Genomic DNA, 17,574 nt, shown 5'->3' with positions numbered 1-17,574 from the left:
GGCTGTCGGCGGGCATGCGCGGAGTGTAGGGGATTCACGAAACCGTGGTATGTCCCCATTTATCGCCCCAAGGTCGTGTTCCGTTAAGTCCGTTAATCCCGTTAAGCGCGCTTGGTGGCGGACTGTTCAAGGCTGGCGAGACGCTGATCGAAGTCGACCAAGAACCCGGCGAGGATGGCCATGAGCTCGTCGGTGTCGACGGCGAGGGTCTTGAGGTCGATATAGGGTAATGCCTGGTAAGGCGGAAACTGCTCGCCTTGGGTGTAGTGCGCTGCGAGCCGCTGATTGTGCTCGGCGAAGTCCGCGATGAGCTGTTTGCTGAGCGCGGGTGGCAGGATCTGGTGTGACGTGTAGAGCGGGGATTGCTCAGCGCACAGGCGATTGGCGGCCAGGATGTCTGAAAAGCGCATTCTGGGCCGGTAGCGATTGGCCGCCAGCATCAGTTTGAGTTCGGCTGGCGAGGGGCTGGTGTTGACCGCCGGCTGGGGCTTCACCCAGTGCGGGCACTGGCCGATGAGCTGGTCGAGAAAATCGCCAGCGATGCCTTGCGGATGCCGTTGGGTTGCCTCGTACACCCTAACGACCAGATGGCCTGCGCCAAAGACCGCCTCGAACCAGCGCGCTCGATCGTCATAGCGGAGCAGCGCCGCGTTGTGCTGATCGATGTCGCGCACGAAGTCTTCCGGATAGCCGGTGTAATGATGGCGTTTCACCGCCTGCATGTAGCCTGAGATCAGCACCTGATCCTGGCGGCGCACGTAGTAGATCAGCTTGGCCTCGCAGCCTTGGGCGCCCAAGTCGTCGATCAAACGCTGATAGGCCTCGCGGCCGACGTAGGCGAAGAATTCCGATGAGATGAGGCCGCAGGGGGCCTTGGATGCACGCACGGCCGCAAGCAAGGCTTGATAGGCGGCGCCGTCATCGGAGACGGCGGCGGCATCGGCGGGATCGAGCAGCGAGCGGGACAAGAGGCCGGCATTGCCGGAGGTGATCTGAACTTTTTGGGCGCGGCTGAGATCGCTGATGGGGAGATAGTCGATGCCCGCCGACAACAGCGGCTGTCGATGACTAGCGAGGAACACCTGCAAAGCGGATGAGCCGCATTTCGGCATGCCCGCATGGATCCATACTGTTTTCATGATCGAGATACGGATGAGGTCGGCTTGCGCTCAGTCTTTATGATCACGAATGATGGCCATCAGCAGTTGCACCACGAAGCCAGCCAGCGCGGCGAGCAGCGCGAAGACGATGATGTTGTGCAGGCGCCGGGGACGATTTGAGTATTCCGGCAAGGTCGGCGTCTGCAGGATCGAGACCTGTTTGAGCGCGCGCGCGGCTTCCACTCGGGTGTTTTCGAGCGCGGACAGGGCCGTGGAGTACAGCTCGCTGGAGAACTTGACTTGCATGCTGAGCAGTTCGTACTCCGAGGAGAGTTGATTGAGCGCATCGCCCGAGGCGCGGGCCAGCCGGGCACGCTCGTGCTTGATCTGCTCCTGCGTGCCTTTGATGTCGCTTTGAACACGCAGCATCTCGGGGGAGCGGGCGCTCTGTGAAAGGCTGAGCGCGGCCTTGCGCGCCTGCAGATTGGCCAGCTCGCCCTCGAGACCGGCGACGACCGAACTGAGACTGGCAACGGTTTCGGGTGGCGAGACCAATCCGTGGGTGTTTTGATAATCGAGCAAGCGGCGGTTGTCATCGACCATGCGCAAGCGCGCGGCATCGACCTGCTGCTCAATGAACAGCACCTGCTCTTCGGCAAGCCGGTGCCCCATCGCGTTCATGTGTGCCTCGCCGCCTTCGATCAGCAAGGCCACGATGCGCTGCGCCGTGCACGCATCAAAGGCCTGCGCCGAGATCCTGAGCACCTGTGCGTACTCGTCGAGCTCAATCGATAGGAAGTCGAGCAGGTACTGATGCAGGACCTCGGTGGGCACATCCGGCGACGGTAACCGCGATAACCAGTCGATGCTCGAGTTGGCGTAATGCGCGCGCAGATCCAGCTCGGCATCCAGCCGGGCAAGCATGTCGGTCGAGCGCATGTAATCGCGCAGGATGAGCAGATCGTTGTTGGTCTGACCGCTCAAGATGGCGGATAAGCCGGCTTCTGATTGGGTGATCTGCGCGCTGAGCAGGACCACATTGGCGCGAGAGATAGCGATCGGTGGCGATGAAGGACCAGTAGAGGGCCGCGCCGATGATCGCCAGCAGGATCAGCGTCCAGATCGGATTGCGCCGGAGTGCGCTCACGCGGCTTGTCGGGCTGAGGTTTGCTGGCTTGCCTGCTTCGCCGCGCCCTTCGATCCGCGTTTGACGCTCTCGTTATAGGCATCGAGGCCCTCGTTGACGTCGTCGAACCAAACCGGCGCTTCGCCCTTGCGCAGCCAGAGCGCGGCTTGGCAGAGATCGCGCAGGATCTGCTCCTCGTGCGAGACCATGATGACGCTGGCCTTGCCGAGGCGCTCATGAAACACCTGCTTGGCCTTGGCCTTGAAGGCGGCATCGCCGGTGGCGGTGGCTTCGTCCGAGAGGTAGACGTCGAACTCGAAGGCCAGCGAGACGCCGAAGGCGAAGCGACTGCGCATGCCGCTGGAATAGGTCTTGATGGGCTCGTCGAAGGCCTTGCCGATCTCGGAGAAGTCTTGCATGAAGTCGATCACCTCCTTGATGCGATCGGTGTAGCCATGCACGCGGGCAAGAAACTTGAGATTCTGGCGCCCGGTCATCGAGCCCTGAAAGCCGCCCGCGACGCCGATCGGCCAGGACACGCGACAGCGGCGGATGACCTCGCCGCGATCCGGATGATCCTCGCCGCCGATCAGGCGCATCAGGGTGGATTTGCCAGCGCCATTGCGGCCGATGAGGGCGAGGCTGACACCTTTTTGCAGGGTGAAATTGACGTCTTTTAACAACCAGTCGACGGATTGGCGGGTCTGGTTGTGATAGCGCTTGTAGAGGTGCTTGACTTCGATCATTTTGCCTTCAGTCGTCGTTCAAAGCGTGCATGCAGAGCCAGGCCGAGGGCCAGGCTGACCAGAATCCAGCGCCAGAGATAGTCTAGGCTGACACCGGCGAGCATGTGGTAGCCCTCAAAGTATTGTGAGCGCAGCAGCTCCAGACCATGCACGATCGGATTGTAGAGCAAGTATTCCAAGATCGACGGCGGAAACCGTTGCAGTGGCAAGATGACGCCGGAGAGGATCAGCAGCGGGAACATACTCATCTTGACCAGACGCTCGAGATCCGGGACCAGCCGCACCACCACGGACACGACCAGGGCGCATCCCAGCCCCAGCAGCCACAGCGACAGCCAGAGAACAAAGACGCCGGGCACAGCATCCGGCAAGGCGTCGATACCGTTGAGCACGGCCAGCCCGACCAAGATCAGCAGGACGATGGTCTGCAGCAGCCCTTCCATAGCGTTGCGCACTAGCAGCGGGTCCACCGGCTTGATCTGGCGGTAGGCGAACAGGGCCTGATTGGCCTGGATGGCGCTCATGCCGCGCTGGATGGCGTTGCGCACCAGGAAAAACCCGGTCAGCCCGACGATCAGCCAGGGAACGAACTCCGCGCCAATGATCTCACGTGTGCGCCCGAGGAAGGTGCGCAGGCTGACCATGAAGGCGATAAAGGCAATCGGCTCACCGAGCAGCCAGAACCAGCCCATGCGGTCGCCGGTGGTGCGGGCCAACACCTCGCGCATGAAGAGTGCATGCCAGACGCTCCAGGTGACCTGCCAAGGCGAGCGGACACTCACAGATCCAGAACCACCCGAGCCGAGATCGCAAGCTGATACAGGATTTGGGTGAGTGTCTTCGCTAGCTCCAGATTCTTCACCGAGACCTTGGGTAAGACCAGGATTTCATCGCCGGGCTTGAGGGTTTGGTTCTCAGCGGGCACCACCTCGCCACTCTGGCGTGCCAACAGGATACTGTTGCGATCGGCGTTGCGGGTCAGCCCCCCGGCTCGGTCGATATAGTCTTTTACCCGCTGATTAGACCGATAGACCATGGCCTGTGGCACCAGCACTTCGCCGCTGACAAAGATGGAGTCGGAGCGCTCGGGGATGGTGATGATATCGCCATCCTGTAACAGGACATCACGAATCTCGCCGCCTTCGGCCACGACCAGCCGGCCGTTGGGCTCAAGCTCGCCTGCTCGGGTGACAAAGTTTTGGATCAGCTCTGCTTCCTTAGCGCGAATCTCGGCCTCTGCCACGGTCGAGGAGGAGGCGCCGAGGAAGGTGGTCTCGAGGCGGCGCAGACTGTCTTCAAGCGAGGCGCGCTGGCGTTCGGCCACGCGCTGGCGCTTGATGGAGATACTGTTCACATCCGCCAGCTCAGGGTCGACCGCGATACTATCGAGCAGCTCGAGCAAGTGGGCATCGCGCGGGACGGTGAACCGCGAGGGGCCAAAAAAGCGTCCTTCGACCTCGACCAAGATCACCGGATCGCGCTGATCGCGCTTGAAGACCAGCTCGTCTCCGGCGCGCACGGACTGGCGGCGCAGATCAGCGAGTGTGAGGTAGTCTTCAAAGGCCCCGCCGGGATCGCGCGTGCCGGAGTACAGGCCATGCGAGACGCCAGGGTTCAACGACACCCATTGCAAGAGCGTCTCAACGCTCGACTCCGCCGTGCTCAACTCATAGCGATGAGGCGCCGCCACCTCGCCGGAGACCGTGACCATGGCGCCGCGTCGACCGACGACGATGGTATCGCCCTCCTGAAATTGCACCGCTGGCAGGTCCCCATGGAGCAAAAAACGATAGAGGTCAAGGCCGGCGATGCGCTGGCCTTGGCGCAGGACCTCGATACGGCGAAAGCTGCCGCTGGCGGGATCGATACCACCGGCCTGGTGGAGAAAGTTGAGCGGCGAATCGCTAGGCGCGCCGGCATAACGGCCGGGCTGGCGCACGAAGCCGGTGACGAACACGGCGATGGGCTGTACGCCCTCCAGATTGGTGTAGACCGAGACGTTATCGATGAATATCTCGCCAATAGCCTGCTCGACCTGTCGATCGAGGTTGCCGGCATTCAAGCCCTGCACGAACACCGGCCCCACCTCGGGGATGAAGATGTTGCCGGCCACATCCACCGTCAGCACCTCATCCAGCTCCAAAGCGCCCCAGGCCCGCACGGTGATCTGATCGCCGGGCATGATCTGATAGTCTTAGTTCAAGCCGGCCGTGCGCAGCGTGCGGAAACCGCCGGTGAACAGATTGGCGCCAAAGGGTGGGATGTGGTCGGCTTCCTCGGCCGCCTCATCACGTTCGTCTGGCGTGTCGACCCGGGCGCTGATGCCTTGCCCCCAGAGCGCCTGGCTGAACAGGAGCAAGGCCAGGAGGAGCAAGGCCAGGTAGGGCAGCGCGAGGCGCGGATGAAACATGGCGGGAGGCTTGGCGTGATGCTTGGCGTGCATCATGGCGTGATCCCCATGAGTTCAGGCGAGGGCGCGGCCTCGAGGACCGCGCGGCCGTTCACCTGCAACAGGCGCACCGGCTGCCATTGCGCGGTGCCCGGATCGAAGCAGGTCAGCACAGGCTGTGGTTGGGAATGCGGGTACAGGGTCAAACGCCGGCAACGGCGCCCGCTCGCGGCGGCATAAGGTTGATGAAGAACGGCTAAGATACCCTGCCCCCAGGGACTTTCCGCGAGGCGGATCTCACGAGTGGCTGGCGCACTGTTCAGCAAGCTGTGGAACGACGCGTCCTCGGGAGCCAGCGCCTTGGGCTCGGCCCAGTTGGGCGCCGACATGTCGGTGAAGGTGGCACAACCGCCGAGCAGTGTGGCCGTTGCCAAGGTGAGGCCGCGCCGATACCACCTGTTGTCATTTTTCTGCCGTATCATCACGCAATGAAAGAATTTTTAGTGGGTCTCAGCCTCACGTTATTGCTGGTTCCGTTGGCCATTGTCGGTTTTCTGCTGCTTGCGGTGTATGGGCTCAGTGGTCAGCTAGAACGTGCGCGAGCGAGCGTGCGCGCACTCGACCATTTCGTCAACGCGTCCGTCTTCAACGGTTATGCTTGGGAGTCGGTCTCGTCCCATGCCTGGCGTGAGCGCGAGCGCAAGCGGTGGGCGCGTTGGGTGATTCGCTTTGCTGATCTATTTCAGCAAGATCATTGTCGGCGGGCGAATAAGCGAGAACAGCATGTGGTCGACTTGATCCTCAAGAAAGAACTCCACGCCCAGACCATTGGCCGAGCGAAACCGCCGCCGGGGTCAAAGCAGACACCGGCACCAAAACAGGCACCGGCGCCAAAGCCGCCGACATCAGGCGGCCTCTGACTCAGGTTTGACCGGGGTAAAGACGATCGGCGGGGTGAGCTTACCAGGTTCGAATTCGTGTGTGGGCAGCGGGAACGAGGGCGGCCAAGCTACACCACTATGGTTACCATAGGCGGGCAGGGCGCGATAGAAATGGCCGTTTGCCTGATTGTGCATCAGCAGCCATACGCGAAACTTCTCGAACAAGGCGCTGTCGACCGGCTCGCGTGTGTTCCAGAAGGTTTCCAACGGCCCCTGATGCGTGAGGCCGGGCATGTGGTAGATCGGCTCACCGAGTACACACACGGGCGTCTTATGGAGGATGGACGAGAGGCCAACGGTACTGTTGACGACCACGGTCCCGAGCGCCTGATCGAGCAGCGTCGGCAGGTGCACGTCGTGCACATAGAAGACGCGCTCTTGCAGCCCATAGCGCGGCAGGATTTCGCGCAGCCAGCGACCATACTCGCGGTAGCCGCGGTCGAGTGGATGATGCTTGAACACCAGACAGGTCTCGGCCGGCGCCTGCTCGGCAAAGGATGTCAGCACCCGGTGGATAAAGGTCTCGATCGATTCGAACGCTGAATGGACGTGGATCTGTACGTCGTTATGGGTTTGTAAGGGGACCAGGAAGAACGGTGGCAAACGCAACCCGTCGGTCGCGTTCAGACGCCGCGTAAACCATGGCATGGACGGCGGCAAACCAGAAGCCATACTTGACCGGTTGGCGTTGCGCTTTGGCAACTTCGGGCTGCGGTGGTCGATAAGCGCGGTAGTATGCGGGATCGCGTGGCAGGGAGGAAAAGCGATTCGCGCCCCCCTCCTCGACGGTAATGTAATCCGGGCGCAGATAGCCTTCCTCGAACACATAGAGGTTGACGCGCCGCGCGCGCGATCTCTGGTACCACGCAATGATAGTGGCGGCAGTCGCCAAAGAGCATGATGGCGTCGATCTGGTGGCAAGCCAGATAGTGCTCGAGGAAGGCGGGCCAGTCGTCGAGCGTGCCGCGGTAATCCACCGCGTTCAGTGGGTAATAGAGGCGGTCTCCAGCGCAGAGATTGATCTTGAAGACCTCGGCGCCGGCGGATTGCAGATCACGCCGCAGACGCGAGAAGAAGGGGCCCATGGGCCCCTGGAGTAGCAAAATTCGCTTTCTGTCAAAGGCTGACAGCACGAGCTGACCTCCGTGTTGAAGGGGGAAGCGGCATGCAGCAGTATACGAACGGTGGAGGCTGCCGTCGATGCCGCGTTGGTGCTCAATACCTAGGAGCGCTCGAGGGCCTCTTTCCAAGGGCTGTCGACGTCGCGCTTCGGCGACGCGGTCTCGGCGGTTTGGTTGTCGGCTGGCATGCAACACCAGCTTCACCGCATGGGGGTCGCGCGGCTTTCGGGCTTTCGTGGTTGCCTTTGCCTGCCGTCGGAACTGCAATCACAAGAACACGGCAGCGCTCATATTGAACCGCCTAGCCAGCTTTTTAGCGATCTCTTTGCTGATGCCGCGCCGGCCGCTCAAGATGTCCGATATGCGACTCTGCGGGGCGCAGTCGGCAAGATCCTCCTGCTTCAACCCATGCTGGTCCATCAGGAACCGAGGTCACGCCGACCACTTCCTTAAACGGAATCCAGGCTCGAAGAATGGCTTGCGGTTCGGGCACCGTTTTATGTGTCAGGGCCATCAGTTTCTCCTGTTTCGCTTCCAACCATCGCGGTCGTACGCTTCATGGTACAAATAACGCGTCAGCGATTTGGGTACTCAGTTCCGTCACTTCCGCCAATATCAGTGTGAACTCATATTTTTTTTCATTGGCCATCGGTTTGTAACTCCTCAGCGTGCGGACAACGCGCAACCGCCCTGCGAATATCCTTGGCATGATCCTCGGCCCTGCTTTTTCTAATCGCCAACCTTTGGTGAACGCCAGATCAATTGTTTCTCGAATATATTTGTTTGGGTGTTCGTCGGTCATGGCGATCTTCTCAAAGTCCCAACTCCATTTGCCCCGGCAACACCGCCGGGCTAGGGGGTTAGATCTACCTCCCTAGGCCGCACCGTCCCCGTTTAATCCACGTCTAAACCGGCTCAGGGACATCCATTTCCACCCGCAACGGCCGAATGCCGAGTTGCCAGAGGTCCGCGACGGCCGAATCCAGCGCTGATTCCAGGCAATTGGCCTCCCGATCAAAGGCCACATAGGTGCGTCCATCGCTCGCGCCGACACTCGCATCCGGGCAACGGCCGTAGATCGCGTCGATGGTCTCATCGCCAAGATCCGCCACTAAGAACGAGAATTCAAACACTTTCATCATCTACCCTCACAAGCCATGTTGACAGTGGTCGACCGCACGGCGTATCCGTGCAGCATGAGCTTCGGGATGGCTTGGGGTACTATGAAGATGAAACCGACAGCCATCCGGCGAGGATAACGGGCACAACAGTTTGCCCCAGATGTGCGCGTGACCGCTCGCTTTGATGCAGCGCCAGCCGCGCTCCTCAGCATAAGCAATGGCAGCACGAATCGCTTTGTGGGGATGTCTCTCCGTCACCCTAACCTCTCAACCCGACGCGCCGACCAAGCGCGCGTCAAATAGGTCGCCTCAATACACCGTCTGCTCGGCAATCCAGTCGCCGATGTGGTCTTTGACGTATTCGCCGATTTGGTGCAGGTCTTCCTGGGCTAGGGCCATGGGGGTGTCTCCGGGTGGCTTGCGGGCAAGGCGCGTTTTAGCCTACACCGCCCGCCTCAGCCCGGCTGCGGCGGCTGCCGGGGTGCTCGGGAAGCAGGTGCCGGCGCGGGCGTTGAGATGATCGATGACGCGATGGCGCTTGAGCCAGCGGGTGATGAGCGAGAACGCCAAAATTCACGATCAGTGAAAAATCGTCTCGGGGGTCTCAGCCGTGAGGATGCGACCCAACCAAGTGTCGAGTTGCTCAAGCTCGGCGGTTTCAATGCGCTCGCGATGCACTTGTGCCGCTTCGGGGCCGAATTTCTGGGCGAGCAGCCGCAGCAGTGTCCTGGCTTCGCCCTGCTTCACGCCCGTCAGTGATCCCGGCGCTGCTTGGCGAGCCATGCGGCGATGAGGTCGGGGTCAAGCCCCTTGAGCCGATCCTCAGCATCAAGCCCCTTGAGCCGATCCTCAGCATCAAGCCCCTTGAGCCGATCCTCAGCATCAAGCCCCTTGAGCCGTTGCTCGGGATCGAAGCGCTCAAGCACTGACTCCGGATCAAGCCCCTTGAGCCGTTGCTCGGGATCGAAGTGCTTGAGGACCGATTCGGGATCATGCTGGATGGCGTCTTCAATCAGCTTCTCATGCGTGTCGCGGATAAATTGCTCTAGGGTGTAGGCCATGGCCGATGCCTCGCGTCGGTAGAGTAAGTACAGGTGTTCGAGCAACTCCCAGTAACCCGGTTGCTTGGCGCTGGTCGGGCGCGCGCGGTAATGCTCCAGCCCCTGGCGCATCCGATCTCGCTCGCTGGCGAAGAGTTCCCAGGGGGCGTTGCGCGGGTGTTTTTCGATCCGGTTGAGCACGATCAGGCGGACCTGATGACCGCCCCAAGGCAGCTCATAAACGCCATCCCAAGCGGTGGGTTGCAGCACATGGCGGCGCGCGAGTCCCTCGGGATAGCGCGTGGCCACGGCATAGATCCCAAAGGCCTCGAGCGGATGTCGGTCGTCCTCGGCGTTCAGATTCACCTTGCGGTAGAGCACGTAATAGCCGATCAGCTCATCCAGCGACCAGACATCCAGCGCCTCGTGGTGGGACTTGTAGCTCAGTAGGTTGATGGCGCGCAGATTTTCTAGCCCATCGGGCAGCGGGTCGGGCAGACGCGCCCGCTTGCTTCCCGACGGGTCCCCGGACGCGACCTCTTCGATGATGGCCACATCCAGTTCCTGGCTGATCAGCGCCAGTTCCTGTTCGAGCTCCACGCGCCAGGGTGCGCCGGCAAACACGTCTACCAGCGCGATGCCAAAGGCCCGGTGCCACTCGCGCAAGCGCGCTTTGTCGGCTGTCTCTGCGGTGTTGGTGGGTTCGGTGGTCATGGGGAAAGTCTAGCAGCCCCGAGGCACGAACCGCAGGCTTTCCAAGGGCTGTCGTCGTCACGCTTGGGCGACGCGGTCTCGGCGCTGTGGGGATCGGCGGGCATGGCCTGAGGCTGAGTCACCTGCCCTCAATGCCGCTCGCTTTTCTCACCAAGGAGATCCTCAACACCGGAGGCATCGAAAATGCCATCCAGCCATGCGTCGAGCTGCGCCTCAGGCGCCGCAGTAATGCGCTGCTTGGCCCAAGTGGGCAGCGGGCCGAAGCGGCGCCTGAGCAGTCGGCAGAGCGTCCCGACCTTCGCCTCGGCCTTGCCCTTCTTCTCCCCGATCTTCTCGCCGATCTTCTCACCCTTAGCAAAGATCGACTGATAGGCCTTGGTCTCCTCAAGCGGGGTCACGAGATTCAACATGGTCCAGATCTCCTCATCGGTATAGTGGCTGAAGCGTTCAAAAAACCAGAATTCCAACACTTCTGACAACGTCTCGCGGGTGTCTGCATCAAGCGGCGCTTGTTGGATCGTCTGCCACAGCACCGGGGCGCGTTGCCTCAGCTCCGCATCGCTGTCGATGATCAGCGGCGCGAACACGGCGACATAGGGATTGTCGGGCTCGCGCGCGAGCCACTCGCGCAGGAAGCTGTCGAGGCTGATGCAGCGGATCGGCGAGCCTGGGGCATGCACCCAGTGGGGTCGGGCCGGAATATCCGCTGCGCGCAGAAACACCGCCATGCCGAGCACTTCGTACTCGGGGTGCTCCTCGCCATAGAGCCCGATCTTGGCGGCGAGGTTGTACAGGGACTTGTCGAGCGGCTGCGCCTGAAACTCGACCACATAGGCGGGACCTGCATGGCCGTCGGGCTCGACCAGCCCATCGAGGCGGCGCTCCAGGCTTTTGAGGGTCAGCGAGCAGACCTTGTAGGCGCCTTCGAGCTGCAGACCTCCGGTGAGCACTCGGAAGGCTTCCGGGCCGCTGCGCAGAAACAGATAGATCGGGTGGTCGGTCTTCATGCCCGGCAGGATAGAGGAACCGCTGTGCGCTCGGATAGCCTAGACGGCCATTCGCGTGATCTTGACCTCGATCACGTTCGCCCATCAAGACAAGAAAAGGTGGTCTGTCCCTGATTCTTCCCCCTGATTCTTCCCCGAAACCGTGGTACGTCCCCGTTTAAATGGGGGGCGGGAGCATCGACGCTGTGCGTCTCAGTGCGAGTCAGGCGAGCGTAGCGCCTCGACCTGCGCCATGCTCAGACCGGTGGCCTGGGCAATCTGCGCATCGTTGAGCAGGCCGAGGGCGATGAGGTTGCGCGCCGTGGCCTGAGCGGTTTCTTGACGCCCTTCCAGGCGTCCTTCTTGACGCCCTTCCAGACGTCCTCTCTGCAATCCAATCCGCTCGCCTTCCTGCCGCTCGCGTTCTGCCCAGTGCTGTAAGTTTTCGGCCAACATGGCGGTGTCCTCGACGAGTGAGTGGATATGTGTAAGGTCGATCTGCGCGCCCAAGCGCTGGAGGTGGCGCTTGAGCCAGCGGGTGATGAGCGCATCCAGCCGCGCCTTGTTCGGATCGGCCTGGATCAGGCGCACCAGTCGATCGACGGCCGCTTGCAGCGAGGCGCGTTCGCGGGAGGCGATCTCGACCCCGAACACAGCGCTCAGGGGGCTGTCGATCAGGCCCAGCTGCTCGGGCGTGTAGCGGCCTTCGTCGATCAGGTAGTAGCGCAGATGCGGCTGATAGGCGCGCAGGAACAGCGGTGGCGTAGGACGCACCAGCTCGTCGATGTCCTCGGCGGCACGCCAACGCTCAAGCCCATTGTAGAGCACGATCGGCAGAATCGGGGGGAGTCCTTGGGCCGGGGTGGTGACCTTGGTGACTGTCCATTTTCTACTTCCCGATCATCGCCCAACAGTGGCCCTCAAATCGGGAAGAAGTTGATGGACAGTTTCTTGGTCTTGAGCAGGTGCTGATAGAAGCAGGCGACATAGTGCAGCATGCGCAGCGGCATGGTCGGGTCGACGCTGGATTGGAATTCGATCAGCAGGTAGAGGAACAGCCGCTCGGTCACGCCCTGCCAGTGCACCTGCACCGACCACACCACGTCCTCGAAGCGCTCCTCGAACAGCGGGGTGATGTAGTTGCCGCTGTGGTTCTTCAGCGTCGAGAAATCCATCAGCGCGGCGATCTCGGGCGGGGCGAAGCCTTCGATGAGCTGCTGGACAAACTCGGGGTGGCTGAACAGTTCCTTGTAGCCGCTGTCGTAGTGCTTGGCCATCGGGGCGCTTTGGCTTTGGTCTCGGCTCCCTCGGTGTTCGGTGTTGAGCCGATCCTCAGTGGAAGATGGTCTCGGGGGTCTCGGCGCTGAGGATGCGGCCCAACCAAGTGTCGAGTTGCTCAAGCTCGGCGTTTTCAATGCGCTCGCGATGCACTTGCGCCGTTTCGGGACCGAATTTCTGATCGAGCAAGCGCAGCAGGGTCCTGGCTTCGCCCTGCTGCAGGCCCTGCTTCATGCCCTGCTTCATGCCCTGCTGCACGCCCTTCTTCATGCCCTGCTTCATACCCTTATCGATCCCAGCTTGTTCAACGGTGGTCACATACGGCATACGCTGTTGCTCCTCATAGGCATAGAGTGTTTGGCGAAAGTCGGCTTCGAGCGCCTTGGGCAGGCGGATCATCCAGTCGATGAGTCGAAATAGCTCCAGAATCCGTGCCTGCTCATAGCCGCGCTCGTACATCAGGCGGATCAGGTGGAATTTCCAGCCTTTGAGCGTCTCGGCATCCTTGGTGAGCTTGGCGCGGATCTGCGCCATGACCACCAGGGCGAAGACGTTGTCGCTGGCTTCCAGCTCAGCCCAGCGCTCGGGCGCGGCATAGTCCAAGAGTTTGACCATCGGAAAGCGGAAGTCAACGCAGCAGTCCCAGAGTGCGGTGCTGAACTGCTGCGGGCGAAAGCGGTGATCCGTATCGGCCAAGACCGCGAGGCTCGCCACCGGCACCTGGTAGCGGTCGCGGATCTTGTCGTGATAGGTGTACATCCGCTCGGCAAAGGCCGTTTCCGGCTCGCCTTGCACTTCGACATGGATCAGCACCCAGACCGCGGTCCCATCGCGCAAGGTGACGCCGACCAGCTTGTCGGCATAACGCCGGGTGGTCTTGGCCTCTTGCACCAGTTGCTGGAATTCCTTGTCGAGAAACTGCATGCCTTTGGACCAGTCGATCTCGGCATGCACGGCTGGGAACAGCAGCGCCAGAAACTCTGGAAAGAAGCGCTCCAGGGCCTCCTTCCAAGGGCTGTCATCGTCGCGCTTGGGCGACGCGGTCTCGGCGCTGTGGCTGTCGGCTGGCATGCGCGGAGTGTGGCGGATTCAGCAGCTGAGGTGTCACCGACCCGAAACCGTGGTACGTCGCCGTTTACGGTCAGTGATCCCGGCGCTGCTTGGCGAGCCATGCGGCGATGAGGTCGGGGTCAAGCCCCTTGAGCCGATCCTCAGCATCAAGCCCCTTGAGCCGTTGCTCGGGATCGAAGCGCTCAAGCACTGACTCCGGATCAAGCCCCTTGAGCCGTTGCTCGGGATCGAAGTGCTTGAGGACCGATTCGGGATCATGCTGGATGGCGTCTTCAATCAGCTTCTCATGCGTGTCGCGGATAAATTGCTCTAGGGTGTAGGCCATGGCCGATGCCTCGCGTCGATAGAGTAAGTACAGGTGTTCGAGCAACTCCCAGTAACCCGGTTGCTTGGCGCTGGTCGGGCGCGCGCGGTAATGCTCCAGCCCCTGGCGCATCCGATCCCGCTCGCTCGCGAAGAGTTCCCAGGGGGCGTTGCGCGGGTGTTTTTCGATCCGGTTGAGCACGATCAGACGGACCTGATGACCGCCCCAAGGCAGCTCATACACGCCATCCCAGGCGGTGGGTTGCAGCACATGGCTGCGCGCGAGTCCCTCGGGATAGCGCGTGGCCACGGCATAGAGCCCAAAGGCCTTGAGCGGATGCCGGTCGCCCTCGGCGTTCAGATTCACCTTGCGGTAGAGCACGTAGTAGCCGATCAGCTCATCCAGCGACCAGACATCCAGCGCCTCGTGGTGGGATTTGTAGCTCAGTAGGTTAATCGCGCGCAGATTTTCTAGCCCATCGGGCAGCGGGTCGGGCAGACGCGCCCGCTTGCTTCCCGACGGGTCCCCGGACGCGACCTCTTCGATGATGGCCACATCCAGTTCCTGGCTGATCAGCGCCAGTTCCTGTTCGAGCTCCACGCGCCAGGGTGCGCCGGCAAACACATCCACCAGCGCGATGCCAAAGGCCCGGTGCCACTCGCGCAAGCGCGCTTTGTCGGCTGTCTCTGTCTAGCAGCCCCGAGGCACGAACCGCAGGCCTTCCAAGGGCTGTCGTCGTCGCGCTTGGGCGACGCGGTCTCGGCGCTGTGGCTGTCGGCTGGCATGCGCGGAGTGTGGCGGATTCAGCAGCTGAGGTGTCACCGACCCGAAACCGTGGTACGTCCCCGTTTAATGGTTTAATGGGGGGTCGGGAGCATCGACGCTGTGCGTCTCAGTGCGAGTCAAGCGAGCGTAGCGCCTCGACCTGCGCCATGCTCAGGCCGGTGGCCTGGGCAATCTGCGCGTCGTTGAGCAGGCCGAGGGCGATGAGGTTGCGCGCCGTGGCCTGAGCGGTTTTTTGCATCCCGATCTGCTCACCTTTCTGCATCCCGATCTGCTCACCTTCCTGGCGCCCCTCCAAACGCCCTTCCTGACGCTCGCGCTGGGCCCAGGTTTCCAGGTTCTCGGCTAACATGGTCTTGTCCTCGACGAGTGAATGGATCTGTGTAAGGTCGATCTGCGCGCCCAAGCGCTGGAGGTGGCGCTTGAGCCAACGGGTGATGAGCCGATCCAGGCGCGTCTTATTGGGATCGGCCTGGATCAGGCGCACCAGTCGATCGACGGCCGCTTGCAGCGAGGCGCGCTTGCGGGAGGCGATCTCAACCCCGAACACAGCACTCAACGGACTGTCGATGAGGCCCAGCTGCTCGGGCGTGTAGCGGCCTTCGTCGATCAGGTGGTAGCGCAGATGCGGCTGATAGGCGCGCAGGAACGCCGGCGGCGTGGGGCGGACCAGCTCGTCGATGTCCTCGGCGGCCTGCCAGCGCTCGAGCCCATTGTAGAGCACGATCGGCAGGATCGGTGGGAGTCCTTGAGCGGGCGTGGTGACCTTGGTCTTGAGCAGGTGCTGATAGAAGCAGGCGACATAGTGGAGCATGCGCAGCGGCATGGTGGGGTCGACCGTGGATTGGAATTCGATCAGCAGGTAGAGGAACAGCCGCTCGGTCACGCCCTGCCAGTGCACGTGCACCGACCAGACGACGTCCTCGAAGCGTTCCTCGAACAGCGGGGTGATGTAGTTGCCGCTGTGGTTCTTCAGCGTGCTGAAGTCCATCAGGGCGGCGATCTCGGGCGGGGCGAAGCCTTCGATCAGCTGCTGGACGAACTCGGGATGGCTGAACAGCTCCTTGTAGCCGGTGTCGTGATGCTTGGCCATCGGTGCGTTGGAGGCTGAGTGGAGTGCTCATCGGGCGAGTGTAGCGCAGGCGAGTACCAGCTGGGATTTATCGCTCCGGCATCTCAGCGCCACCGGGTCACGAACGATGGGGTCGATTTCTTGATCATTTTCACAGGCTTGCAATGTGGCAAAAAATGAGCGAGGGGCCTACCTGTTAGGTTTTATTGCGCCTATGTTTCTCAAGCGGTATTTCATTGCAGGCTCGGAAACGTTGAACAAGGATGCCATTCTTTCGATAAACAAATCGACAGACATTCCACTGCCGCCTGTTTTTTTCTTGTATTGCGCAATGATTTCATTGCCATGTTTTTTTAGTAGCGAGACAGGCATTAATAACTGCGCAGCGAAGTTATTTGCTTCGTATTCCTTTGAGTCCCAATATGAATCTTTTCTGTTCAGTGTTTTCTTGGTGTCAATAAACTCACGGACACCAATCTCGGGATCAATGTGCTGAATTAAATGCCCAATCTCATGTGCAATGGTAAATCTTTTTCTAGGCTCGTAACTGCTTTCAAGAGGGTTTACCCAAATTCGCGCGTGATGATTGTGGATTGAAACAGAGCCAGCTGCGCTGATGTTTTCAAAGTCTACAGAGCTGTCTAACCTTGCGCCTACCAACTCGACAATTCGCTCGACGTTAATAGGAGGCACGACTTCAAAGCCATGATCTTTCTCTAGCCTAGCGAGAAAATCCTTGGCGGATAACTGATGGTATTTGGTAAACGCTAGGTTCATTTTGGCGCCTCTTCATCATCCGATAGCTGAGAAGAAAAATCAATTGCATCTTCCTTTTCTGAGGTGCGTAAATTGATTTCATCTTCCACACGGGCCTGAACCAACTTGTGCAGTGTATCAGAAACGCTTTTGTGCTCAAATAATTCTTTTACAAACCTATCTGATAGCACGGGGTCTCTATTCAAAGATTCAAAGAGATCCTGCATATTTTCACGAATCTCTTTCTCCTTGCTGATACCAAACCATTTTGAAAAATAGATTCCTGCACCAGTGACTATTATCGTCATTAAAACAAAAATGAATGTCGTGAAAACGATATATGTATTCGCGACAGCAATAACGTCCGACCCATTTTGAGGATTAAGCAAGGCGTTATTACTTTGAAATAAACCCCCTAGCAGCCCTGCCAGGAAGCCTCCGAATAGATTGATTGTGCTAAATAATGTCTTCATGACAGAGAGTCGTTTCAAACGTAACGCAATGCTCAGGGGTAGCAACAAGCAAAGCGCGGAGCGAGCGGTGGCGTAGGACGCACCAGCGCGTCGATGTCCTCGGCGGCCTGCCAGCGCTCGAGCCCATTGTAGAGCACGATCGGCAGAATCGGGTGCGCTGGGGCGAAGCCTTCGATCAGCTGCTGGACGAACTCGGGATGGCTGAACAGTTCCTTGTAGCCGCTGTCGTGGTGCTCCTTATCAATCCCAGCCTGTTCAACGGTCGTCACATACGGCATACGCTGTTGCTCCTCGTAGGCATAAAGTTCCTGACGGAAGTCCGCTTCCAGCGCCTCGGGTAAGCGGATCATCCAGTCGATGAGTCGAAATAGCTCTCCTCCATGGTCTTCGAGATCGATCCTCACTCCGAGGTTGCCGAAGGCCGCGTCTTGCCGAGGATCTTGAACAGCTCATCGAAATGGGCACTCACATGTTTCGGAGGCCTGTCCGGTGGTGGCGGCTCGCGGTGCGTCGGCGGTGTGCTTGCGGGCACACGGTTCGCTGCGGCCTGGGC

Annotated in this window: 26 protein-coding genes; 2 read left to right on the top strand and 24 right to left on the bottom strand. The window is 60.5% G+C overall.

What is annotated here, in order from left to right:
- Nucleotides 1-101: 101 nt before the first annotated feature.
- The 7 genes from CCR82_RS00675 to CCR82_RS00650 form a co-directional block, all read right to left on the bottom strand.
- A complete protein-coding gene (locus CCR82_RS00675) occupies nt 102-1,139 on the bottom strand; it encodes a hypothetical protein (protein WP_201243280.1) in 1,038 nt (345 codons plus the stop codon).
- Between the two features lie 30 nt (nt 1,140-1,169).
- Nucleotides 1,170-2,084 (bottom strand): KpsE/RkpR family capsule polysaccharide export protein, encoded by a 915-nt coding sequence (locus CCR82_RS00670; RefSeq protein WP_242513144.1) that lies wholly within the window; start codon nt 2,082-2,084, stop codon nt 1,170-1,172.
- A 159-nt stretch (nt 2,085-2,243) separates the two neighbouring features.
- Nucleotides 2,244-2,972 carry an ABC transporter ATP-binding protein gene (locus CCR82_RS00665; protein ID WP_201243279.1) on the bottom strand — a complete coding sequence of 243 codons (729 nt, stop codon included), beginning with the start codon at nt 2,970-2,972 and terminating at the stop codon, nt 2,244-2,246.
- Nucleotides 2,969-3,754: an ABC transporter permease gene (locus CCR82_RS00660; protein WP_338073062.1), complete on the bottom strand. Its 786-nt coding sequence runs from the start codon at nt 3,752-3,754 to the stop codon at nt 2,969-2,971. The genes CCR82_RS00665 and CCR82_RS00660 overlap by 4 nt, the downstream gene beginning before the upstream one ends.
- Entirely contained in the window at nt 3,751-5,154 is a 1,404-nt protein-coding gene (locus CCR82_RS00655) for a polysaccharide biosynthesis/export family protein (RefSeq protein WP_242513143.1), read from the bottom strand. Before CCR82_RS00655 ends, CCR82_RS00660 begins: the two co-directional genes overlap by 4 nt.
- Nucleotides 5,155-5,166: 12 nt before the next feature.
- Nucleotides 5,167-5,418: a hypothetical protein gene (locus CCR82_RS18330; protein ID WP_242513142.1), complete on the bottom strand. Its 252-nt coding sequence runs from the start codon at nt 5,416-5,418 to the stop codon at nt 5,167-5,169.
- Nucleotides 5,415-5,795 (bottom strand): RT0821/Lpp0805 family surface protein, encoded by a 381-nt coding sequence (locus CCR82_RS00650; RefSeq protein WP_201243278.1) that lies wholly within the window; start codon nt 5,793-5,795, stop codon nt 5,415-5,417. The genes CCR82_RS18330 and CCR82_RS00650 overlap by 4 nt, the downstream gene beginning before the upstream one ends.
- Nucleotides 5,796-5,849: 54 nt before the next feature.
- Between CCR82_RS00650 and CCR82_RS00645 the strand changes: the two genes are divergently transcribed.
- Nucleotides 5,850-6,281, top strand: a complete 432-nt coding sequence (locus CCR82_RS00645) for a hypothetical protein (RefSeq protein ID WP_242513141.1) — start codon at nt 5,850-5,852, stop codon at nt 6,279-6,281.
- Here CCR82_RS00645 and CCR82_RS18325 read toward each other — a convergent pair.
- Nucleotides 6,267-6,950 carry a capsular polysaccharide export protein, LipB/KpsS family gene (locus tag CCR82_RS18325; protein ID WP_242513140.1) on the bottom strand — a complete coding sequence of 228 codons (684 nt, stop codon included), beginning with the start codon at nt 6,948-6,950 and terminating at the stop codon, nt 6,267-6,269. The two genes, CCR82_RS00645 and CCR82_RS18325, sit on opposite strands and share 15 nt — an antisense overlap.
- Nucleotides 6,868-7,128: a capsular polysaccharide export protein, LipB/KpsS family gene (locus CCR82_RS18850; protein WP_338073070.1), complete on the bottom strand. Its 261-nt coding sequence runs from the start codon at nt 7,126-7,128 to the stop codon at nt 6,868-6,870. Before CCR82_RS18850 ends, CCR82_RS18325 begins: the two co-directional genes overlap by 83 nt.
- A 43-nt stretch (nt 7,129-7,171) precedes the next feature.
- Here CCR82_RS18850 and CCR82_RS18320 point away from each other — a divergent pair, with 43 nt between their 5' ends.
- On the top strand, nt 7,172-7,402 hold the full coding sequence (locus CCR82_RS18320) for a hypothetical protein (protein ID WP_242513139.1): 231 nt from the start codon (nt 7,172-7,174) through the stop codon (nt 7,400-7,402).
- 288 nt (nt 7,403-7,690) lie between these two features.
- Here the strand turns inward: CCR82_RS18320 and CCR82_RS19205 are convergent, their stop codons facing one another.
- The 15 genes from CCR82_RS19205 to CCR82_RS00575 all read right to left on the bottom strand — a co-directional run bounded on the left by CCR82_RS19205 (nt 7,691) and on the right by CCR82_RS00575 (nt 17,425).
- Nucleotides 7,691-7,843, bottom strand: coding sequence for a helix-turn-helix domain-containing protein (locus CCR82_RS19205; RefSeq protein ID WP_201243277.1), 153 nt, complete (start codon nt 7,841-7,843; stop codon nt 7,691-7,693).
- 136 nt (nt 7,844-7,979) lie between these two features.
- Nucleotides 7,980-8,225: a hypothetical protein gene (locus CCR82_RS00630; protein ID WP_201243276.1), complete on the bottom strand. Its 246-nt coding sequence runs from the start codon at nt 8,223-8,225 to the stop codon at nt 7,980-7,982.
- Nucleotides 8,226-8,328: 103 nt separating this feature from the next.
- Nucleotides 8,329-8,565, bottom strand: coding sequence for a hypothetical protein (locus CCR82_RS00625; protein WP_201243275.1), 237 nt, complete (start codon nt 8,563-8,565; stop codon nt 8,329-8,331).
- Between the two features lie 420 nt (nt 8,566-8,985).
- Nucleotides 8,986-9,114 (bottom strand): hypothetical protein, encoded by a 129-nt coding sequence (locus tag CCR82_RS18845; RefSeq protein ID WP_276570511.1) that lies wholly within the window; start codon nt 9,112-9,114, stop codon nt 8,986-8,988.
- A gap of 9 nt (nt 9,115-9,123) precedes the next feature.
- Nucleotides 9,124-9,291 (bottom strand): hypothetical protein, encoded by a 168-nt coding sequence (locus tag CCR82_RS00620; protein WP_201243398.1) that lies wholly within the window; start codon nt 9,289-9,291, stop codon nt 9,124-9,126.
- Nucleotides 9,292-9,296: 5 nt separating this feature from the next.
- The gene (locus tag CCR82_RS00615) at nt 9,297-10,298 is read right to left on the bottom strand and encodes a hypothetical protein (RefSeq protein ID WP_201243274.1); all 1,002 of its coding nucleotides are present in this window, start codon (nt 10,296-10,298) and stop codon (nt 9,297-9,299) included.
- A 128-nt stretch (nt 10,299-10,426) separates the two neighbouring features.
- Entirely contained in the window at nt 10,427-11,305 is an 879-nt protein-coding gene (locus tag CCR82_RS00610) for a DUF2887 domain-containing protein (protein WP_201243273.1), read from the bottom strand.
- Between the two features lie 192 nt (nt 11,306-11,497).
- Nucleotides 11,498-12,112, bottom strand: a complete 615-nt coding sequence (locus CCR82_RS18315; RefSeq protein ID WP_242513138.1) for an RpnC/YadD family protein — start codon at nt 12,110-12,112, stop codon at nt 11,498-11,500.
- Nucleotides 12,113-12,204: 92 nt separating this feature from the next.
- Entirely contained in the window at nt 12,205-12,561 is a 357-nt protein-coding gene (locus CCR82_RS18310; protein ID WP_242513137.1) for an Rpn family recombination-promoting nuclease/putative transposase, read from the bottom strand.
- Between the two features lie 55 nt (nt 12,562-12,616).
- Nucleotides 12,617-13,633: an RpnC/YadD family protein gene (locus tag CCR82_RS00600; protein WP_201243272.1), complete on the bottom strand. Its 1,017-nt coding sequence runs from the start codon at nt 13,631-13,633 to the stop codon at nt 12,617-12,619.
- Nucleotides 13,634-13,703: 70 nt separating this feature from the next.
- Complete coding sequence (locus tag CCR82_RS00595) at nt 13,704-14,603, bottom strand: hypothetical protein (RefSeq protein ID WP_201243271.1); 900 nt, start codon at nt 14,601-14,603, stop codon at nt 13,704-13,706.
- Nucleotides 14,604-14,829: 226 nt separating this feature from the next.
- Nucleotides 14,830-15,813 (bottom strand): Rpn family recombination-promoting nuclease/putative transposase, encoded by a 984-nt coding sequence (locus tag CCR82_RS00590; protein WP_201243270.1) that lies wholly within the window; start codon nt 15,811-15,813, stop codon nt 14,830-14,832.
- A gap of 168 nt (nt 15,814-15,981) precedes the next feature.
- Nucleotides 15,982-16,569: an ImmA/IrrE family metallo-endopeptidase gene (locus CCR82_RS00585; protein ID WP_201243269.1), complete on the bottom strand. Its 588-nt coding sequence runs from the start codon at nt 16,567-16,569 to the stop codon at nt 15,982-15,984.
- Nucleotides 16,566-17,021 carry a hypothetical protein gene (locus tag CCR82_RS00580; RefSeq protein ID WP_201243268.1) on the bottom strand — a complete coding sequence of 152 codons (456 nt, stop codon included), beginning with the start codon at nt 17,019-17,021 and terminating at the stop codon, nt 16,566-16,568. Before CCR82_RS00580 ends, CCR82_RS00585 begins: the two co-directional genes overlap by 4 nt.
- Before the next feature lie 32 nt (nt 17,022-17,053).
- Complete coding sequence (locus CCR82_RS00575) at nt 17,054-17,425, bottom strand: hypothetical protein (RefSeq protein WP_207190890.1); 372 nt, start codon at nt 17,423-17,425, stop codon at nt 17,054-17,056.
- Nucleotides 17,426-17,574: the final 149 nt, after the last annotated feature.

This window comes from Halochromatium salexigens, from assembly GCF_016653295.1.
In the GTDB taxonomy this organism is placed as follows: domain Bacteria; phylum Pseudomonadota; class Gammaproteobacteria; order Chromatiales; family Chromatiaceae; genus Lamprobacter; species Lamprobacter salexigens.
Note: the sequence above shows the minus strand (reverse complement) of the source record. Positions and strands in the feature narration are given on the sequence as shown.

What these genes read in the sequence shown, in the direction of transcription:
- CCR82_RS00610 (WP_201243273.1), bottom strand. Translation starts at nt 11,305, where the DNA reads ATGAAGACCGACCACCCGATCTATCTGTTTCTGCGCAGCGGCCCGGAA.
- CCR82_RS00645 (WP_242513141.1), top strand. Translation starts at nt 5,850, where the DNA reads ATGAAAGAATTTTTAGTGGGTCTCAGCCTCACGTTATTGCTGGTTCCG.
- CCR82_RS00665 (WP_201243279.1), bottom strand. Translation starts at nt 2,972, where the DNA reads ATGATCGAAGTCAAGCACCTCTACAAGCGCTATCACAACCAGACCCGC.
- CCR82_RS18330 (WP_242513142.1), bottom strand. Translation starts at nt 5,418, where the DNA reads ATGATGCACGCCAAGCATCACGCCAAGCCTCCCGCCATGTTTCATCCG.
- CCR82_RS19205 (WP_201243277.1), bottom strand. Translation starts at nt 7,843, where the DNA reads ATGGACCAGCATGGGTTGAAGCAGGAGGATCTTGCCGACTGCGCCCCG.
- CCR82_RS18320 (WP_242513139.1), top strand. Translation starts at nt 7,172, where the DNA reads ATGATAGTGGCGGCAGTCGCCAAAGAGCATGATGGCGTCGATCTGGTG.
- CCR82_RS00625 (WP_201243275.1), bottom strand. Translation starts at nt 8,565, where the DNA reads ATGATGAAAGTGTTTGAATTCTCGTTCTTAGTGGCGGATCTTGGCGAT.
- CCR82_RS00590 (WP_201243270.1), bottom strand. Translation starts at nt 15,813, where the DNA reads ATGGCCAAGCATCACGACACCGGCTACAAGGAGCTGTTCAGCCATCCC.
- CCR82_RS00615 (WP_201243274.1), bottom strand. Translation starts at nt 10,298, where the DNA reads ATGACCACCGAACCCACCAACACCGCAGAGACAGCCGACAAAGCGCGC.
- CCR82_RS00600 (WP_201243272.1), bottom strand. Translation starts at nt 13,633, where the DNA reads ATGCCAGCCGACAGCCACAGCGCCGAGACCGCGTCGCCCAAGCGCGAC.
- CCR82_RS00585 (WP_201243269.1), bottom strand. Translation starts at nt 16,569, where the DNA reads ATGAACCTAGCGTTTACCAAATACCATCAGTTATCCGCCAAGGATTTT.
- CCR82_RS18325 (WP_242513140.1), bottom strand. Translation starts at nt 6,950, where the DNA reads ATGCCATGGTTTACGCGGCGTCTGAACGCGACCGACGGGTTGCGTTTG.
- CCR82_RS00655 (WP_242513143.1), bottom strand. Translation starts at nt 5,154, where the DNA reads ATGCCCGGCGATCAGATCACCGTGCGGGCCTGGGGCGCTTTGGAGCTG.
- CCR82_RS00675 (WP_201243280.1), bottom strand. Translation starts at nt 1,139, where the DNA reads ATGAAAACAGTATGGATCCATGCGGGCATGCCGAAATGCGGCTCATCC.
- CCR82_RS18310 (WP_242513137.1), bottom strand. Translation starts at nt 12,561, where the DNA reads ATGGCCAAGCACTACGACAGCGGCTACAAGGAACTGTTCAGCCACCCC.
- CCR82_RS00580 (WP_201243268.1), bottom strand. Translation starts at nt 17,021, where the DNA reads ATGAAGACATTATTTAGCACAATCAATCTATTCGGAGGCTTCCTGGCA.
- CCR82_RS00630 (WP_201243276.1), bottom strand. Translation starts at nt 8,225, where the DNA reads ATGACCGACGAACACCCAAACAAATATATTCGAGAAACAATTGATCTG.